Source organism: Bacillus sp. S3 (assembly GCF_005154805.1).
Taxonomy (GTDB): Bacteria; Bacillota; Bacilli; order Bacillales; family Cytobacillaceae; genus Neobacillus.
On record NZ_CP039727.1, the window covers coordinates 1,449,935 to 1,466,635 of the forward strand.

The 16,701-nt window shown below is 37.9% G+C and carries 13 protein-coding genes; 4 read left to right on the forward strand and 9 right to left on the reverse strand.

The genetic code is table 11. From position 1 onward, the window contains the following. Nucleotides 1-145: 145 nt before the first annotated feature. Nucleotides 146-1,402, reverse strand: a complete 1,257-nt coding sequence (locus FAY30_RS06895) for a DUF445 domain-containing protein (protein ID WP_149869172.1) — start codon at nucleotides 1,400-1,402, stop codon at nucleotides 146-148. Nucleotides 1,403-1,578: 176 nt separating this feature from the next. Continuing rightward, nucleotides 1,579-2,775, reverse strand: a complete 1,197-nt coding sequence (locus FAY30_RS06900) for a HupE/UreJ family protein (RefSeq protein ID WP_149869173.1) — start codon at nucleotides 2,773-2,775, stop codon at nucleotides 1,579-1,581. A 272-nt stretch (nucleotides 2,776-3,047) separates the two neighbouring features. Between FAY30_RS06900 and FAY30_RS06905 the strand changes: the two genes are divergently transcribed. Continuing rightward, entirely contained in the window at nucleotides 3,048-9,005 is a 5,958-nt protein-coding gene (locus tag FAY30_RS06905) for a lamin tail domain-containing protein (protein ID WP_149869174.1), read from the forward strand. A gap of 27 nt (nucleotides 9,006-9,032) precedes the next feature. Here FAY30_RS06905 and FAY30_RS06910 read toward each other — a convergent pair whose 3' ends face one another. The 3 genes from FAY30_RS06910 to atpB are packed head-to-tail and all read right to left on the reverse strand — an operon-like array spanning nucleotide 9,033 to nucleotide 11,112. Beyond that, nucleotides 9,033-9,998 carry an AtpZ/AtpI family protein gene (locus FAY30_RS06910; RefSeq protein ID WP_149869175.1) on the reverse strand — a complete coding sequence of 322 codons (966 nt, stop codon included), beginning with the start codon at nucleotides 9,996-9,998 and terminating at the stop codon, nucleotides 9,033-9,035. A 4-nt stretch (nucleotides 9,999-10,002) separates the two neighbouring features. Next, a complete protein-coding gene (locus FAY30_RS06915) occupies nucleotides 10,003-10,398 on the reverse strand; it encodes a F0F1 ATP synthase subunit B (protein ID WP_149869176.1) in 396 nt (131 codons plus the stop codon). A 27-nt stretch (nucleotides 10,399-10,425) separates the two neighbouring features. Continuing rightward, nucleotides 10,426-11,112: a F0F1 ATP synthase subunit A gene (gene atpB, locus FAY30_RS06920; RefSeq protein ID WP_223820916.1), complete on the reverse strand. Its 687-nt coding sequence runs from the start codon at nucleotides 11,110-11,112 to the stop codon at nucleotides 10,426-10,428. A gap of 324 nt (nucleotides 11,113-11,436) precedes the next feature. Here atpB and FAY30_RS06925 point away from each other — a divergent pair, with 324 nt between their 5' ends. Next, nucleotides 11,437-11,970: a hypothetical protein gene (locus tag FAY30_RS06925; RefSeq protein WP_149869177.1), complete on the forward strand. Its 534-nt coding sequence runs from the start codon at nucleotides 11,437-11,439 to the stop codon at nucleotides 11,968-11,970. Between the two features lie 58 nt (nucleotides 11,971-12,028). Here the strand turns inward: FAY30_RS06925 and FAY30_RS06930 are convergent, their stop codons facing one another. Next, a complete protein-coding gene (locus tag FAY30_RS06930; protein ID WP_149869178.1) occupies nucleotides 12,029-12,334 on the reverse strand; it encodes a HesB/YadR/YfhF family protein in 306 nt (101 codons plus the stop codon). A 259-nt stretch (nucleotides 12,335-12,593) separates the two neighbouring features. Here FAY30_RS06930 and FAY30_RS06935 point away from each other — a divergent pair, with 259 nt between their 5' ends. Both FAY30_RS06935 and FAY30_RS06940 read left to right on the forward strand, forming a co-directional pair. Continuing rightward, entirely contained in the window at nucleotides 12,594-12,851 is a 258-nt protein-coding gene (locus FAY30_RS06935) for a CGCGG family putative rSAM-modified RiPP protein (RefSeq protein ID WP_149869179.1), read from the forward strand. Nucleotides 12,852-12,974: 123 nt separating this feature from the next. Further along, nucleotides 12,975-13,271 (forward strand): hypothetical protein, encoded by a 297-nt coding sequence (locus FAY30_RS06940; RefSeq protein ID WP_149869180.1) that lies wholly within the window; start codon nucleotides 12,975-12,977, stop codon nucleotides 13,269-13,271. A 52-nt stretch (nucleotides 13,272-13,323) separates the two neighbouring features. On the opposite strand, the gene FAY30_RS06945 is transcribed toward FAY30_RS06940, so the two are convergent. The 3 genes from FAY30_RS06945 to FAY30_RS06955 all read right to left on the reverse strand — a co-directional run bounded on the left by FAY30_RS06945 (nucleotide 13,324) and on the right by FAY30_RS06955 (nucleotide 16,635). Then, entirely contained in the window at nucleotides 13,324-14,676 is a 1,353-nt protein-coding gene (locus FAY30_RS06945) for a hemolysin family protein (RefSeq protein ID WP_149869181.1), read from the reverse strand. Nucleotides 14,677-14,736: 60 nt separating this feature from the next. Further along, complete coding sequence (locus tag FAY30_RS06950) at nucleotides 14,737-15,138, reverse strand: MerR family transcriptional regulator (RefSeq protein ID WP_223820984.1); 402 nt, start codon at nucleotides 15,136-15,138, stop codon at nucleotides 14,737-14,739. Nucleotides 15,139-15,327: 189 nt separating this feature from the next. Further along, complete coding sequence (locus FAY30_RS06955) at nucleotides 15,328-16,635, reverse strand: hemolysin family protein (RefSeq protein WP_149869183.1); 1,308 nt, start codon at nucleotides 16,633-16,635, stop codon at nucleotides 15,328-15,330. Nucleotides 16,636-16,701 lie beyond the last annotated feature (66 nt).

A 16,701-nucleotide genomic window follows, 5' to 3' on the forward strand; every position in this document is an offset into this window, starting at 1 on the left:
TTTCTTCCCCCTTTGTAATTTAGAAATAGTGACTACAGTACTAAATATGAGGGAATATTCTGAAAAAGAACTTCATTTTTTAAGGACAAAACGTGATATTTTTACTGAAAAAAGCCGCCTTAAAAATGGCGGCTTTACAATTAAATTATATCAGGGCTTTAATACCTACTAAAACAAGACCAATTAAAAATCCGCAAACAGCACCATTAACTCGGATCCATTGCAGGTCTTTGCCTACATTTGTTTCAACCATAGTGATGAGGGTTTTATCATCCAGTCTTTCCAAATTTTCCTCGACAAGCTTGCCAATCTTGGAATGGTTTTTATCTACAAAAGTGGAAATTTGCTGTTTAATCCAAGTTTCGATGGCATTGACTTTCTCAGGATTGGCTTTTAGTCTTTCGAACCCGTCAATAACCATCGGGAGGATGTAATGATCGAAGAAAGGTGGTTCATCGACGAAATCAGACACTTTCTGCTGGAGCTGATCTAATATAGAGATAATTTTTTCTTGGGGCTCCCATTTTGCAATCAATTGTGTCTTTAAGTGATTGAGCTCCTCGTAAACTTTTTCATCATTTTTAACGGATTGCAGCTTTTTATGAATGTGAATCATTAATGTTTGCCTATTTTGATTAAAGGGATCGCGAAAGCTGTCTACCCCTTTCAGTATTAAATTTTGAATAATATTGCCCAACTTTTCTTCGTTAACTAAATTACTAAAAGACTTTAATGCAAATTGCATAAAACCATCTGCTTTAATATTTTCCACAGCGTCAACCGCTAACCCGCCAAGTTTGTATTTCGTACTATCCTTTTCAGCCCACTCGCGAATCTCTTTTAAGATAAAATCTAGTGTTTTTTCATCGTATTTTCGTTCCGAAACCTGGTCGATGACCAGTGGCAGGTAATTCTTAGTATCTAACTGGTTTAACTGTGTTTTTAATTCCTTTTCAATTATGGGAGCAATTCTACTTGTATCGATCGTTTTAATTAAATGTTGAATTAGGCTGATGACATTTTTTTGAATTTCTTTCGAGTGAATTTCCTTGTCAATGATTGAAAATAGTTTCCCGGAAAAATCGATTGTGTCTATTTTTTTTCTAATGCTCTCCTTAGTCAGCCAATCATTTTCCAGCATTGAGATAATCCCAGCGATAATTCTTTTACGATTCTTAGGCAGCAATGCCGTATGGGGAATGGGAATGCCTAAAGGATGCCGAAATAGGGCGGTTACTGCAAACCAATCTGCGAGTCCGCCAACGAGACCTGCTTCGAACCCCCCTTGCAGGATAATCCCCCATATTGAATCTCGGATCGGCAATGTTGCCAGAAATCCGATTGCCATAATTGTAAGAGAAATAGTCGCTAAATGCCGCGATTTATTCTTCTGATTTACCATCTTTGTAACCCCTTATTTTTGGAAATTATATGTTATCTACTGATATTATCTCATTTTAACAAAAAATAAAGCAATTTATAAATCATAATAGCTAAATTTTACATGCATGGCCTATTAGAATCAAAAAAGAAAGACCTTGCATTCGAAGGCCTTTCTTGCATTCAAGATTCTGTTCATTAAGCAGCTAGTCGTTCAATTAACCATATGCCGCCTAAGAGAAAAGCTATGATTGAAAAAGTAACAATAGCCTTTCTAGAATACTTCGATCGATATAATATAGATAGGAGCGGTAAAAGCAGGATGACGATTGCCAATTGAATCATTTCAATACCAATATTAAAACTAGCTAAATCGGCTGCTAATGAACTTTTTGGAATATTCATTTCTTTAAGGATATCAGCAAAACCCATCCCGTGAATTAGACCGAAAACAAAAGTAATCGCCCATCGATAGTTTATTTTTTTTCGGAAAATATTTTCCAAGGATACATAGCAAATGCTTAAGGCAATAGCTGGTTCTACAAAACTTGCAGGTATGTTAATTATACCCAATACTGTCAGCGTCAGCGTTATACTGTGGGCAATTGTAAAAGCAGTAATTGTTGCTGCTAACTGCTTGAATGTTTGTCTGGCGATTAGTAGTGACAGGAGAAACAACAAGTGATCATAGCCTGAGAGAATATGATTCATCCCTAATTTCAAAAATGAAAACCATGAAGATGAGGTTGTTGTTTTGACGGGATGGGCCTCCTCGGTTTTTTTGGGTTCGGCAGATGGCTGAACTGTCTGCCCTTCTCCAATTTGTTGTTCTTGCTGTACTTCCGTTATCAACATTGTCCAGGTTCGATTTTTCCCTTCTAAAGCTGCTTCGCTTTTTTCACCCATATATGATGCAGAAACGAGGTTGACGTAATTGGTGCCCGTATCATGATAATAAAACCCATCATTAAAAATGAATGTCTCACCGGGTGCAAAAGCAGGAAACATCATTGTAATTGAAAAAAATTCTTTATTTTCCTTTTTGATAATTTCCATTTTCTTAATAGTAGGTGTTTGTTCGATGTTGTCCTTATCTAATGTAAGTCCTTCTGTTATTAATTCTTCTAAGTGATGGGTATTCTCTTTGATTTCAGACTGATCAAGAATAAAGTTCTTGTTTTTATCAATAGCAGGTATTAATTCTAGTACCGATAACGTATCAAGTGAAAATACAACTTCTGTATTCTTATTGTCCATTGTTATTTTTGTATAACTAACACTGTAAGCGTGAGCGAATGTATTATTGGGAAATGACAAACAAGAAAATACAATTACGGATAATAATATCAGGGTAAGATGTCTGACCTCGAGTCGAAATTTGTCGAAAAATGTCAAAGTGATAATCCTCCTAAATGTTATACTTAAATAATTCCCTGAATATACCAATAAATATTCAACACTCAATACTCCTTTATATAATCATACTTTGAGCGCATATGTATACAAAAAATTAAAATTATGTTGGATATGTATATAGTAATTTACAAAAAAATAATATCATTATGTCTAAAAATTTTGTAGAATGATAGAGTGATAATTATCACAACATGATAGGCAGAAATACCTGCCTTTGTGTAAATCATAAAAAGGAAAAGGGTGGTAGGTGGATGAGCTTAACCAATCGAAGGTTCAAGCGTATGACAAGTATGCTCATGGCGGCTCTACTGTTGATCAGTACATTTTTGCCAAGCGGGTTAATTAAAAGAGCCCATGCGGAACAGGCTGAGCATCTTGTGATTAGTCAGGTATATGGGGCTGGGGGAAATAATGGTTCGGTATACAAAAATGACTATATTGAACTGTATAATCCAACCGGCAGTCCAATCTCATTAGAAGGCTGGTCAGTTCAATATGCTTCAAAGGCAGGTGCGTTTTCCACTGCACCAACGGCAACAACAGCATTATCAGGTACTATTTCAGCATATGGATATTATTTAATCCAAGAGGCACCAGGTGCTGGTACACAACCGGCATTACCAAATACACCTGATATTAATAATGGTGCAATTGCGATGTCTGCAACGGATGGGAAAGTCGCTTTAGTACATGGTACAGATGCAATTACAGGAAAAAGCGATCCAACAGTAGTCGACTTTGTTGGCTATGGAACGGCAAACGAATATGAAGGTTCTGCAGCTGTTAAGATTTCGTCTAATGCTAACAGTGCTCAACGTCGCCCATACGCAAATGTTGATCCTGCACCAGACAAAGGAAATGCCTGGGATACTGATGATAACGGAGCAGATTTTTATGTCGGACCAGTTGTTGCACCAAGAAACACAGCTAGTTCAACTGAAAAGCCGATGGTTCCAGTTACAAGCTTACAAGCAAAAGGAAATAATATTCAATTTACTCAAGAAAGCAATAATGTAAATGTAATAGGTATGGTTAATGCAGCTGAACCAGCGTCCACAATTAATATTTATGAAAACGCATCCAAAGCAATAGTGCTTGCAACTGGTACGGCTGCTAGTGATGGTTCGTTTTCGATTAGTTTTACGTCTGACAAAGCATTATCAACCGTATTTGTTACTGCAAAACAAGGCGAATTAGATGAAAGTGCATCGATTCAAATTAATGTAGCCACAGCTAGTGCATCCATCGTCCAAGACAAATTAAGCTATGTCGTCAATAACGGTACGGGTACATTAATCGGTAGTGCAGCTACTGCAGCAGCAAATGCAATCGTGAATGTCTATCCAAATGACAAAGCAAATGCTAATGAACGATTTGCTACTGTTACAGCAAGTACATCAGGAGATTTTAATACGACAATCAAAAATGCTCCTGATACCATCTATGTAACACAAATTACAAATACTGCTAAGGGAATTATGTTAGAGAGCACTCCTGTTGCCGTGGCAAAAGCTGATACAACAGTGGTTACCCAAATTGCTGAAGTTCGCGAGTCTGACGCAAAAGGCCAGCCGGTAAACCAAAACAAGTTTTTCACGGTTGAAGGGGTTGCAACTGTTGACAACCAAATTCTTGGAACACAAAAGCAAAATTTCTATATTCAAGATGACACGGCAGGGGTCAACATCTTTGGTTCGCTAGAAACACCAATTAAGACACTTAAAGGTGATAAAGTACGCGTTACAGGTAAAGTTTTAAATTACAATGGTTTATTGGAATTGGAAGCTACCTCAATTGTAAAAATTAGTGAAGGAAATCCAATTCCAGCTCCTAAAAACGTTACGATTGTTGATTTAAATACGTATGCAGTGGCAGAGCCGCTTGAAGGCAGCCTTGTATCCGTAACAGGTAAAGTTTCTGCTGTTGCCGTAACTGGAGTTAATTATAACGTTACCTTTGTTGACGATAACCTTAAAACAACATTAATTAGGGTTATGGGCGCAACAGGAATTAATCCAGATAAAGACCTTGTAACTGGTAAAAGCTACACGGTTACTGGTGTATTAGGTCAGTATACGACCAATGCTTCAGCAACAAATGGCTATCAATTGTATCCGCGTGATGTGAAGGATATTTCGCCGATTTTAGCAATCACTCACACAGGGATTAAAGAGGTTTACAAAGGAACAAGTGTAGAATTTGCTGCAAATGCCGATGGGGCAGAAACAGTAACTGCATATTATCGAGCAACTGGAGCGACAGAATACACACCTTTACCTATGGTTAAGGGCAGTGAGGGTCGTTACACAGTAACATTGGCAGCAGCTGATGTTCCGCAAAATGGTTTCGAATATTATATTGAAGCAAAAGCGGGTACTCAATCAAAAACAGCTGGAACTAATGAAACTCCATATGCTGTTACATTAATTGATGATACATTTGGACCAACAATAAGCGGAGAAACACCGCAGGATGGTACAAAAGTGGAAAGTCCGACACCTGAAATTTCAGCATTAATCGATGACCCAAGTGGTGTCGATGAAGCAACCGTACAATTGTGGCTGGATGGCAAAGAGCTGAAAGCACCGGCTGCTGTCATTAGCAAAACACAAGTAAAATACACGCCTGAGCAAGAGCTTGCCCTTGGAAAGCACGCAGTAAAGGTTGCTGCTAAAGACGTTTTAGGCAATACATCTGAAAAACAATGGACATTCGAAGTCGTTCCGCGCTTTACCGGTGGAAATCACTATCGTGGTACAACGCACAACCACACGAATATTTCACATGATGCGGCTGGTACGCCAGAAGAAGCACTTAAAGCAGGTAAAGCCCATCATTACGATTGGTTCGCATTCTCTGACCACTCTCATGATATTGACCCTGAAAAGCTGGGAGTGGATACAGTTGATCACGGCGGTATGCAGGAGCGTACAGGCGGCAGCCAATGGAAATTAACAAAGGATTTAGCAAAGCAATATACAAAAAATAATGACTATGTTGTCTTCCCTGCATTTGAAATGACCTCAACCACATGGGGACACTCTAATATCTTCGGTACAGATAATTTCATTGACCGGAATATTAATGGCAAACAATATCAAGACTTAAACAAGTATTATGCATGGGTCATGACGTACGATGATATCGTTGGGCAATTTAACCACCCAGATATGTCGGCAAATGCGTTTAATAATTTTAAGCCATACAATAAAGATTTAGACAAGTTATTTACGATGTTAGAAGTCGGTAATGGCTCCGGTCACTATGGCTATGCCAATGCTGAAGGAAAATTCTATACAGCCTTAGACCTTGGCTGGCATGTCGCTCCAACTTATGGGGAAGACAACCACGATGGCACATGGGGACAGACGAACGCTCGTACAGTTATTGTTGCTGATGATCTTTCACAAGATTCCTTAATGCACGCGATGCGGAATATGCGCGTGTACATGGAGGAAGATCCAAACTTCAAGCTGGATGTATTAGCAAATGGCTACTTCATGGGTTCAACCGTTGATAGCAAAACATTGAAGTTTGACATTAAAGGAAGCGACGATGTTGCTGAAGATCGCAATAGCCCTGACTATAGTTATCTTCCGAAAACCTATAAATCTGATGATCGAATTGCAAAGGTTGAATTGATTTCAAACGGCGGCAAAGTCGTTGACTCGTATGAGCCAATGACAAAAGACTTTAAATGGAATCCAACGTACACCGTGACAGGCGGCCAGCAATGGTTTGTCGTTAAGGTTACGCAAATGGATGGGGAACGGATTTATTCTGCACCAATTTGGTCAAAAGAAGAATCTGTTGATGTAAAAGTAAACGGTATTGATATTGACGGCGGCGTTATTATTGGCGGCAACCCTGCTAAATTAACTGCGACTGTTGCCAATAACGGTATGGAAGCCATCAAAAATCTGAAAGTAGACTTCTATTATGATGAAGTGAAGCCTGAGAATTTGATTGGAACCAATACTATTTCATCAATTCTATCGAAGGGCTCAGCCAGTGCAACAGCTACATGGACCAGCCCGTTGAAAGGCGACCATCAGCTTATAGTTGTAGTGACTTCAACGGATGGTCTCGATATTGGTAATGTGAAGTATACGTTACCAGTAAAAATTAAAGAGCCCCTGGGAGTAACGGTTTTAATTGATGCGGCGCATGGAAATGAAAATACAAGTGCTGACAGCGGTACGTATAAGGATAACTTAAAAGCCTTTATACTAATGCTTCAAAAGGAAGGCTATACCGTTACGGAAAATAAAGTTGCCCTAACAGACGAAGTATTAAGCAATATAAAAGTATTAGTATTAACTCATGCAAGAACTGCACTGACAGCGGCTGAACGAACAGCGGTTACAAATTTCATCAATAATGGCGGCTCGTTATTAATGGCTGGAAAGAGTAATAACGGAACCACAGACCCAACCGTTAATAATCCATTATTAAGTGATATTGGTTCAGCCATCCGCATGGGGAATGACGGTGTATTTGATGATAGTAAAACAGGAAACTTCTGGGGCGATCCAAAGGTTAGCCCATATGCTGTCCGAGTACATCCAGGATTAGTTTCCAATAATATTACCGACCGCGTATCGTTTATCGATTACTACAGCGGAACGAGTCTTTCAGGGCCAAATAATACGGCTTTAACAGAAGGCGGTAAGGTCACAATTCTGGCAAAAGGTAATGAAACAACATACCAAGGCAATATCAAAGGCGGTTACACTTATGACGCTGTTTCCGATGAAACGGGCGGTTCAGCAATTCCGTTAATCGCTTCAGAAGAAATTGGTGCAAATGGCCGGATCATTGTTTCCGGGATGAACATCTTTAACGACAAACAAATGGATGAGTCATTTGAGCCAAAAGGAAATGACGAGTTTACCCTAAACGCAGTAAACTGGTTAGCACATCGCGAAATGAAAGTGGCTAAAATTGCCGATGTCCGCAAACTGGCAGATGATACGAATGTCGTAGTAGAAGGAACGGTAACAACCGCTGCCGGCGTGTTCTTCGATGCCTTCTATCTACAAGATGATACAAGCGGAATTATGGCCTTCCTTGAAGTTCCAGACGGTTCGTTAAAAGCAGGCGATAAAGTTCGCGTATATGGACACATAAAGACATTCGAAAATAACAAAGAATTAGAGTTTACTAGCTTTGCAAAAGACGTGATCAAACTTGGAAAAGGTGAACCTGTTCAACCGAAGCAGGTTGCTACAGGTGAAGCAACAACTGCTGCCAACCAAGGTCTACTTGTGAAGGTAAAAGGAACAGTTGTTTCTAAGTATGATGAAAACTCTTATGTGATCAATGATGGTTCCGGTGATGTCCTAGTGTTTACGGATGGATACATTGTGAATCAAAGCAACGTTTCAGTACCAGATCTTAAAAAAGGTGACACATTAGAAGCAGTTGGCCTATCCGGTTCTTTTGCACAAGGGGAGCGTATCCGTGTAAGAGACACTAGAGAATTGGCTGGGACTGTTATTGACGAGACACCAGAGACAGATCCAGTAATTAAAAACGGCTGGCACCTTGAGAATGACCACTGGTATTATTACAATAATGGTGTTCAAAAGATAAATGCTTGGGTTCAAACCGAAGGAAAATGGTATTTCCTAGGACTTGATGGAGCGATGCTTACAGATGAATGGGTAAAATCCGGAGGGAAATGGTATTATCTTGGTACATTTGGTGTCATGAGCAGTAGTACTTGGATTTGGACCAACGGAAAAAGGTATTTCGTTGATGATCAAGGTGTCATGAAAACAAATGCATGGGTGCTGTCTAGCGGAAAATGGTACTATCTAGATGGAAATGGTGCTATGAAAACAAATGCATGGGTACTTTCTAGCGGAAAATGGTACTATCTCGATGCAAATGGTGTCATGAAAACAATTGCATGGGTACTTTCTGGCGGGAAATGGTACTATGTTGATAGTAATGGTATCATGAAAACAAATGCATGGATTCTTTCTAGCGGTAAGTGGTATTTCCTATCTGCTAACGGAGCAATGCAAACTGGTTGGATAAAAGTAAATAACAACTGGTATTATCTTGCATCAAATGGTGCAATGCTAACAGGATGGATAGAGATTAACAAGAAATGGTATTTCCTTTACAATGATGGCCACATGGCGGCGAATACGTCAATTGGAAAATACAAAATTGGTAAAGATGGTGCCTGGATTCAATAATGGTCATGTATAGAAAAAGAACTTCTCTCAATGTTGAGAGAAGTTCTTTTTCTGTGGCCTGATATGGGTGACCAAGCCATCTAGGTCAGTAATATAAAATTGCGTTTCAGGTTCTGTTTTAAGGTAATGCTCCTGTAAAAGTTGATAATAATTCACTCTGTGCAGTGGATCAAATTTTAACATTGGATATTCCTTTTTGTCACTTACGTATTGATCGACCGCTTTTTGAACGAGATCCATTTCAATTGGTATTTGTTTTTCATGTTCTTCAAACAAATCGTAAGTTTCCTTCGACATATAGAACTGTTTTGAAGGAATACCGCCAAGTAGGTGAGCTAGTTGTTTAAAGTCGATACTGTTGTCCTCTTGAACAAGGATTGTCCGAAAAACTCCCTTTGGCAGATCTTCGGAAAATGTTCTAACAGCTCTTCTTACTTCTTCAATGGTCACGTCAATAATCGGATAACTCTTCTGATCCTCCGAGATCATCAGTCCGGTTTTCTCTGTTTCCTTTCCTCTCTGTACAGGGGATTTAAAGTATTTTTGCACTATTGAATAAACAGTCAATCCTCCAATTCCTATCCCTAAAAATGTACCAATTAATGTAAAGGTGGGGTATAGCTCATAACGGTGATCAAGAAATGTTCCCAGTTTAAATCCTGCATAAACCGAGATTGCGATCGCAATTCCAAAAACCATGTTTAAGGAAAGGGCTTTCATAAGAAAAAGCGTGAACTCATTCCAATGTGTCTCATTTGAGTTGTTTTCATTCTTTAAAAACTTCTTCACTTCGTTTTTCATTTCTGACGATACCTTATTTTCCTCGAAGAAGCCCTCAAGGTACTCTTCCACAGATTTATTTTCATTCTTTAACAGACAGGCAGTTTTTTCATGCGATCCTTTTGTGTAATGAACGAAAATCCACTTTTCTTCAAACCCTAATTCGAGGTTTTCTGTCACTCTTCCTAAGTCTTTTGTAAACTTGTGCTTCATAATTTTATGCCCCCCTTATTTGAGTATTTCGGGGATACGAGTGTGAAGGTGATAAAAAGGCGTCTTCATTTTCCTCTTTTTTTATTTTTCTCACCTCTTCTTTTGCATCTTGAATGATCTGCATAGCTTCTTTTTCGCTCCGCTGTAGAATTTCTCTTGCTTCTATTTTAGCCTTTTTGAGGATATCCTCGCTAGCTTGAAGGTTTATTTTTGCGTCAAATTTGTACTTTTCCGTTAACTCCAGTTGGTTTTCTATATGCTCTTTCCTTTTATCAAGAATATCCACAAGTTTTTTAAAAACAAACCTCTTTAAAATAAATACTAAAACAGTAAAAATTATGGCTTGGTATACCATTGTGCCCAGAGAAATAGGAAGTCCGAATAACGTTAAATCCCCCATTATTATATAATACTCCTTTCGTTTAAATTATGTTAATCGATGAGCGATATAAACCATTGTAAGTGTAACAAAGATATAGGCTTGAATCGCACCAATAAAAATACAAAATGCCTGCCAGATTAACATTGGTACAGATGCTAGCAGACTGATGACCAATCCATGTGTGACAGCACCTGCTAAAAGAGCGAGCATAACTTCCCCTGCATATATATTTCCAAACAAACGGAGACCGAGCGTTAAGGTGGTGGCGAGCTGTTCTATGGCATTGATTGGGAACAAAACCTTAAAGGGTTTAAAGAAACTAACAAAAAAATGTTTAAAGCCATGCAGGCGAATATCAATGAAGTGGGTATATGCGATGATCATGATGGCCAGAGTCATTGTTACATGTGCATCAGCAGTGGGGGATTTCCACCAGGCAACAGAATTTTCATCAGTCGTAACAATGGAGAAGGGGACCCCCATAAGATTTGCTATGAACAAGTACATGAATAAAGAAACTCCTGTCGACAAAATAAATAAATTGTTTGAAGCAACCATTGAAGAATGCATGATGTCCTTAATAAACTCCAGAAGCCACTCCATAAAATTCTGCCATTTATTAGGTGTATTTGTTGTTGAATTTCTTGTGAATAAATAGGCGATGAGAAATACAATAATGGCAGCTGCGGTAGTGGTTAAGATGATGGATAAATCAAATGTTAAATGAAACAAGACTACTTGAGGCCTCGTGTGTTCCGTGATGTCCAACCCCTTTCTATTAAAGGATAGAAACAGAATGAAAGGAACCATAGAGTAAGAGGAATAAATCATGACATCTTTATTATATACCAAAATTTTCATTATTGTAACATAATTCGTAATTATTCCATAACTTTCTGGAAAGTACGATTGACATAGTGGGAAAGATTATTAGTTTTTCAAATTATTTTGCATAGAATAATAATTTTGGAGCAAATGAAACCTTTTATTACTTTTTTCTTCTCATTAAATGTTGTAAAATAATCAAGGCGAATAAAGAAATAGGAGGAATCTCAGATGAAAAAGTTTTTAGTTTTACTAGCAGCTATTACAATGGCCTTTGGGCTTGCCGCTTGTTCAAGTAATGAAGAGGCAAAAACAGAAAAGAAGGCTGAACCAAAAGAAGAAACAGCACCTAAAGTTGATGTTAAAAAGGAATTAGTAAAATTCTATATGGACCTGGGCAATAAAATTAATCAAAAAGATGCTGATTTAAATGCATATGTGGCGAAAGCAACGAAGGAAGATGCAAAGCCTGAAGAATTACCAACTGCTGAGGATCGAGCAAAAGCAAGTGAATCTGCATCAGCCGTTGCAGCTGAATTAAATAGCGTTCAGATTCCAGCAGAACTGAAAGACCAAAAGGCCGATCTTGAAGCAGCAATTAAGGATTACGCCGCCTCATATCAAGCAAAAGCAGAAGAATTAAAAAAGGATGCTCCGTCATTAGAAGCAGCAGATGCAATCTTTGCTCAAGCGGAAGAAAAGCTGGGTAAAGTATTTGAAGGTGCAAAATTACTGCCACCGAGCATAGGGAAACAAGTAAATTAATAATTTTAAATTAGCCGGATGAAAATCATCCGGCTAATTTTTTACATTGTTATTTAGTTTATTGAACCGCAGTCTCTTCCTTAAATATAACCTGTATTTCATCGAGGAAATTGTCAACAGATAAGTAAGTTTTGGTATCCTCGAAGAACCAAACATCATTTCCTTCAACATAGAAATTAATTCCATTTACCTCTTTTGTAAAGCCTGCGTTTGCAGGATGTTCAGCAGAAAAGGCAAGACTATAGCCTTTATGTTTTTGGCCAAACCCAGCATATTGAGGAAACATCCGAATGCTGAATGGTTTATTAAATTCAAATTCTTTTGTGAACCATAATGAAGCTTTTTCGTCGATAGATATGAACATATTATTACACCAACCCTTCCATCGTTGATATTCCTATAAGGAAAAAAATGATTTTTCATTCCCTTATAATGAAAGATTATCTTTTTCAATGGCTTTTGCATGTGACAATATTCACGCTTAGTGCGGAATCACGCTGATTTTAAAAAAAGTTCATTATTTCGTTTCGAATTGTACACAAGTGTGTTAAAAATCAACTCTAATGGGTTTAATAAATGTTTAAATAAAAATAACAAATATTTTTTTTAGCTTGGAGGAACCTATGAATAAAGATTGGACGAAGGACTTGGAGCATGATGAATATGAACAGGATATTGACCTAATCATAAAAGATGCATTAACAGCAGTGGAAGAGACCGCTAAAGGCTGTTTTGTGAACCTTGTGACCTCCTCAGTATTTGGCAGTCCCGTTGACTATTTACAGCCCTTAATAGAGGAGATGTATCCAAAGAAAGTAAAGATTAAATTCATTGATCAGTGCGGGTGCGGAGGTTATGTATTGCGGGTTTGGAAAATCTGATCGTTTTTCTTAAAAACTTCCGAATTTTTTATGAACATTTCAGCATTTTGTTACTGTTTTTGTAACATGTGTATAGTGAAAACGATGATAAAATAAAGGAAATAAAACAAGGGAGTTTTGACCATGGAAAAACAATTTGAAAACCTAATCGATAACGATATGGATATAAAAAGCTTAATTCATACATTTAATGCCACTTTGGAAACCATAGAAAAAAGGCTATCGAGATTAGAGAAAATGGACAGCATTGAACACAGAGTGGAAGTTAATCAAATTGATTTATCTGATATTAAAGAAGCACTAGAGCGTATTGAACGAACACAAAGCAATGATATTCAACATATCAACCGCCGGCTTGATTCTCATCTAGTAAAAATAGCAAAAGTGGAAGAGGAACTGATTATTTTAAAATCAAAATAATTCTAAGTACACAAAAAATAGACCGGGCGTGAGGGGCACGGTCTATTTTTTATTATGATAGCACCCCGGATTTTGAAACAGCAATTTGCGGGATATTGGATTCTTCATTTTGAACATGTTTTGTTACTTCAATATATTTAATATGATGGTCTTCCATATCAAGGATTTTAAAGGTGTATGCTTCATGATGAATGATATCGCCTTCCTTAGCGTCGTAATTTTCGGTCAGTATCCAACCGCCAATTGTATCGATATCTTCATCGTCAATTTCAACACCCAATAGATCGTTAACCTCAGTCACTAAAACCTTCGAGTCAATAATATAATGGTTTTCTTTAATTTTGCGAATCTCAGGGATCTCATCCATATCAAATTCATCACGAATTTCGCCAACAATTTCTTCCAGTATATCCTCAACCGTTACAAGTCCGGAAGTTCCGCCATATTCATCCATTAAAATCGCCATATGAACGCGGTCCTTTTGCATTTTTACTAATAAATCATGAATTGGAATAGTTTCAATCACTCTGATGATAGGTCGTGTATAGCTCTCAAGTGTTTGAGTTGTTGGTTTTTCGTTGCCTATTAAATCGGTCATGACCTCCTTGATATTGATGAGACCAATGATATGGTCTTTATCGCCATCGATGACAGGATACCTTGTGAACTTTTCCTCGCGGAGAACCTGTAGAAAGGTTTCCAATGAATCATCCTTTGACAAAGATACCAATTCCGTTCTAGGAACCATGATTTCTTTTGCAATTCTGTTATCAAATTCAAAAATTTTATTTACATACTTAAACTCTGATTGGTTAATTTCACCACTTTTATAGCTTTCAGATAGGATTATTCGAAGTTCTTCCTCTGTATGGGCTATTTCACTTTCGGAAACAGGCTTTAGCCCAAACATACTTGAAACAACACGTGCAGATCCATTCAGAACCCAAATAAACGGGAACATGATTTTATAAAAAAGGATAAGCGGACGTGAAACAAGCATGGTAATCAGTTCAGCCTTCTGTATGGCCAGTGTTTTAGGTGCGAGCTCACCAACCACAACATGTAAAAACGTAATGGTTGCAAACGCAATTCCGATTGATAATGCTTTCGTGGCGCTCTCAGGAATGTTTAGTTGATGGAAAAGAGGGCCAAGCATGTGCTCAATGGTTGATTCTCCAATCCAACCTAAACCTAAAGCTGTTATCGTAATACCTAATTGACAGGCAGACAGATATTCATCAAGGTTTGAAATTACTCTTTTGGCAGAAACAGCCTTCGAATTCCCTTCCTCAATTAACTGATCAATTCTTGAACTTCTAATCTTAACAATAGCAAATTCTGAAGCTACAAAAAAAGCAGTTAAAGCAATTAAAATGGCTATAATAACCAAGTTAAATATGTCCAAATAAGTTCCCTTATCCCGTTTTCGACGGGTAAGGTGTCACCTCCCAGTAATGTAAAAAAATTAGCTCGTAACATTCAAAAGGGATTTTCTAAGTGCGGTTCGGAGCAGGCTTAGATTGCGAGTAAACATTTCTTTCTGCTGCTCATCCAAGTTTTCAAGAATAGGCTGAAGATCGAACAAGTCACTATACAACTGTTTCATCTGCTGTGTAACAGCACTTACATGTTTTTCCACTTCTGAATCACGGATATTCTTAGCTTTGCGCATTTCTAGTTTTCTTCTAATCTCGTCTAATGGAAAGTGAAGACTCTTGCATTCTTCTATAAACTTTAAATCATCTAATGAATCATCCGAATAGATGCGGTAATTTGATTTAGAGCGTTCTGCCTCCAATAAGCCAATAGACGTATAGTAGTCAATCGTTCGCTTTGACACATGCGCTATTTCTGCTATTTCACCAATTCGATAGACAGCCCCATCTTACCACCTCAACATAATATAAATTACCCATTATTATAAAGAATTTAAACCGTACAGTCAAACGTTCTGGTTTGAATAGTAGTGGATACCTTTAGTTTATGGGAAATTACTGTAAATATGAACGTTGCTTTCAAAATATTACAGAAATTTAAAGTTGGAAAAAAACGCCCGCTAACCAGTGGGCGCTTCCGCTTTTTTTACTTCTATAAATACAATATGATGGCCCTCTATTTCCGTAATTTGGAAGATGAAACCGTCTTTTTCAATGGAATCTCCTTTATGGACATCAAACTTTTGCGTTAAAAACCAGCCGCCAATCGTGTCCACATCATCCTCTTCTAAAGTCGTTCCAAGAAGGTCATTTACTTCGCTTATCAGGACTTTTCCATCTAATATAAAGTTTTCATTACTTATTTTCTGGATCAGAGGGAGCTCGTCCATATCAAACTCATCGCGAATTTCTCCAACAATTTCTTCAAGAATGTCTTCGACCGTGACGATACCGGCAGTCCCGCCATATTCATCAGATAAAACGGCCAAATGTGAGCGGTTTTTTTGCAGCTTCACTAAAAGTTCTTTTATTGGGATCGTTTCAATCACATGAATGACTGGCTTTAAATAGGGAATAAGTGGTTCTTCCCCGCTGCATTTTTGCTGGATACAATCCGTTAAAATTTCCTTGATATTGACAATGCCTAAAATGTTGTCTTTATCACCATCAATAATTGGATACCTTGTGTATTTTTCCTCTTTAACCGTTTCAATAATTTCATCCATTGTGGCATCTTTTGGCATCATAATGACCTCAGTTCTTGGCACCATGATTTCTTTGGCAATTCGATCATCAAACTCAAATATTTTATTCATATACTTGTACTCTGATTGATTGATCTCCCCGCTCTCATAGCTTTGAGAAAGGAGCATGCGTAATTCTTCTTCGGAAAGGTTAAGTTCTTGCTCGGAAGCCGGTTTAACTCCGAACAAACCGGTTATAAACCGAGCCGATCGATTAAGGATCCAAATGAACGGATATAACAGTTTGTAAAATATTATCATTGGCCGGGCAAAGAGCAAAATAATTTCTTCCGCTTTTTGGATTGCAAATGTCTTTGGTGCTAATTCACCAATTACTACATTAAAAAAAGTAATGATGATAAACGCAAGAATGGTCGATATGACTGGTTCTAAGGATAATGGCAGGTGAATCCACGTAAAAACGGGTCCCAGTATCTCACGGACGGTTGACTCTCCGCGCCATCCTAATATTAAAGAAGTAATGGTAATGCCTACTTGTGTGGCCGAAAGGTATCCGTCCAGGTTAGAAATTACTTTTCTCGCGGCAATTGCTTTTTTATTCCCTTCAGACACTAATTGATCAATCCGGGTCGTTCTTACCCTTACAATGGCAAATTCGGAAGCAACAAAAAAAGCAGTTAGAGCAATAAGAACAGCTATTATTATGACATTTATCCAAATCATCGATCACCTTACGATCAGTAAGGTATGCCACCTCACTTACGAATAACACATATTTTCATTAGTTCT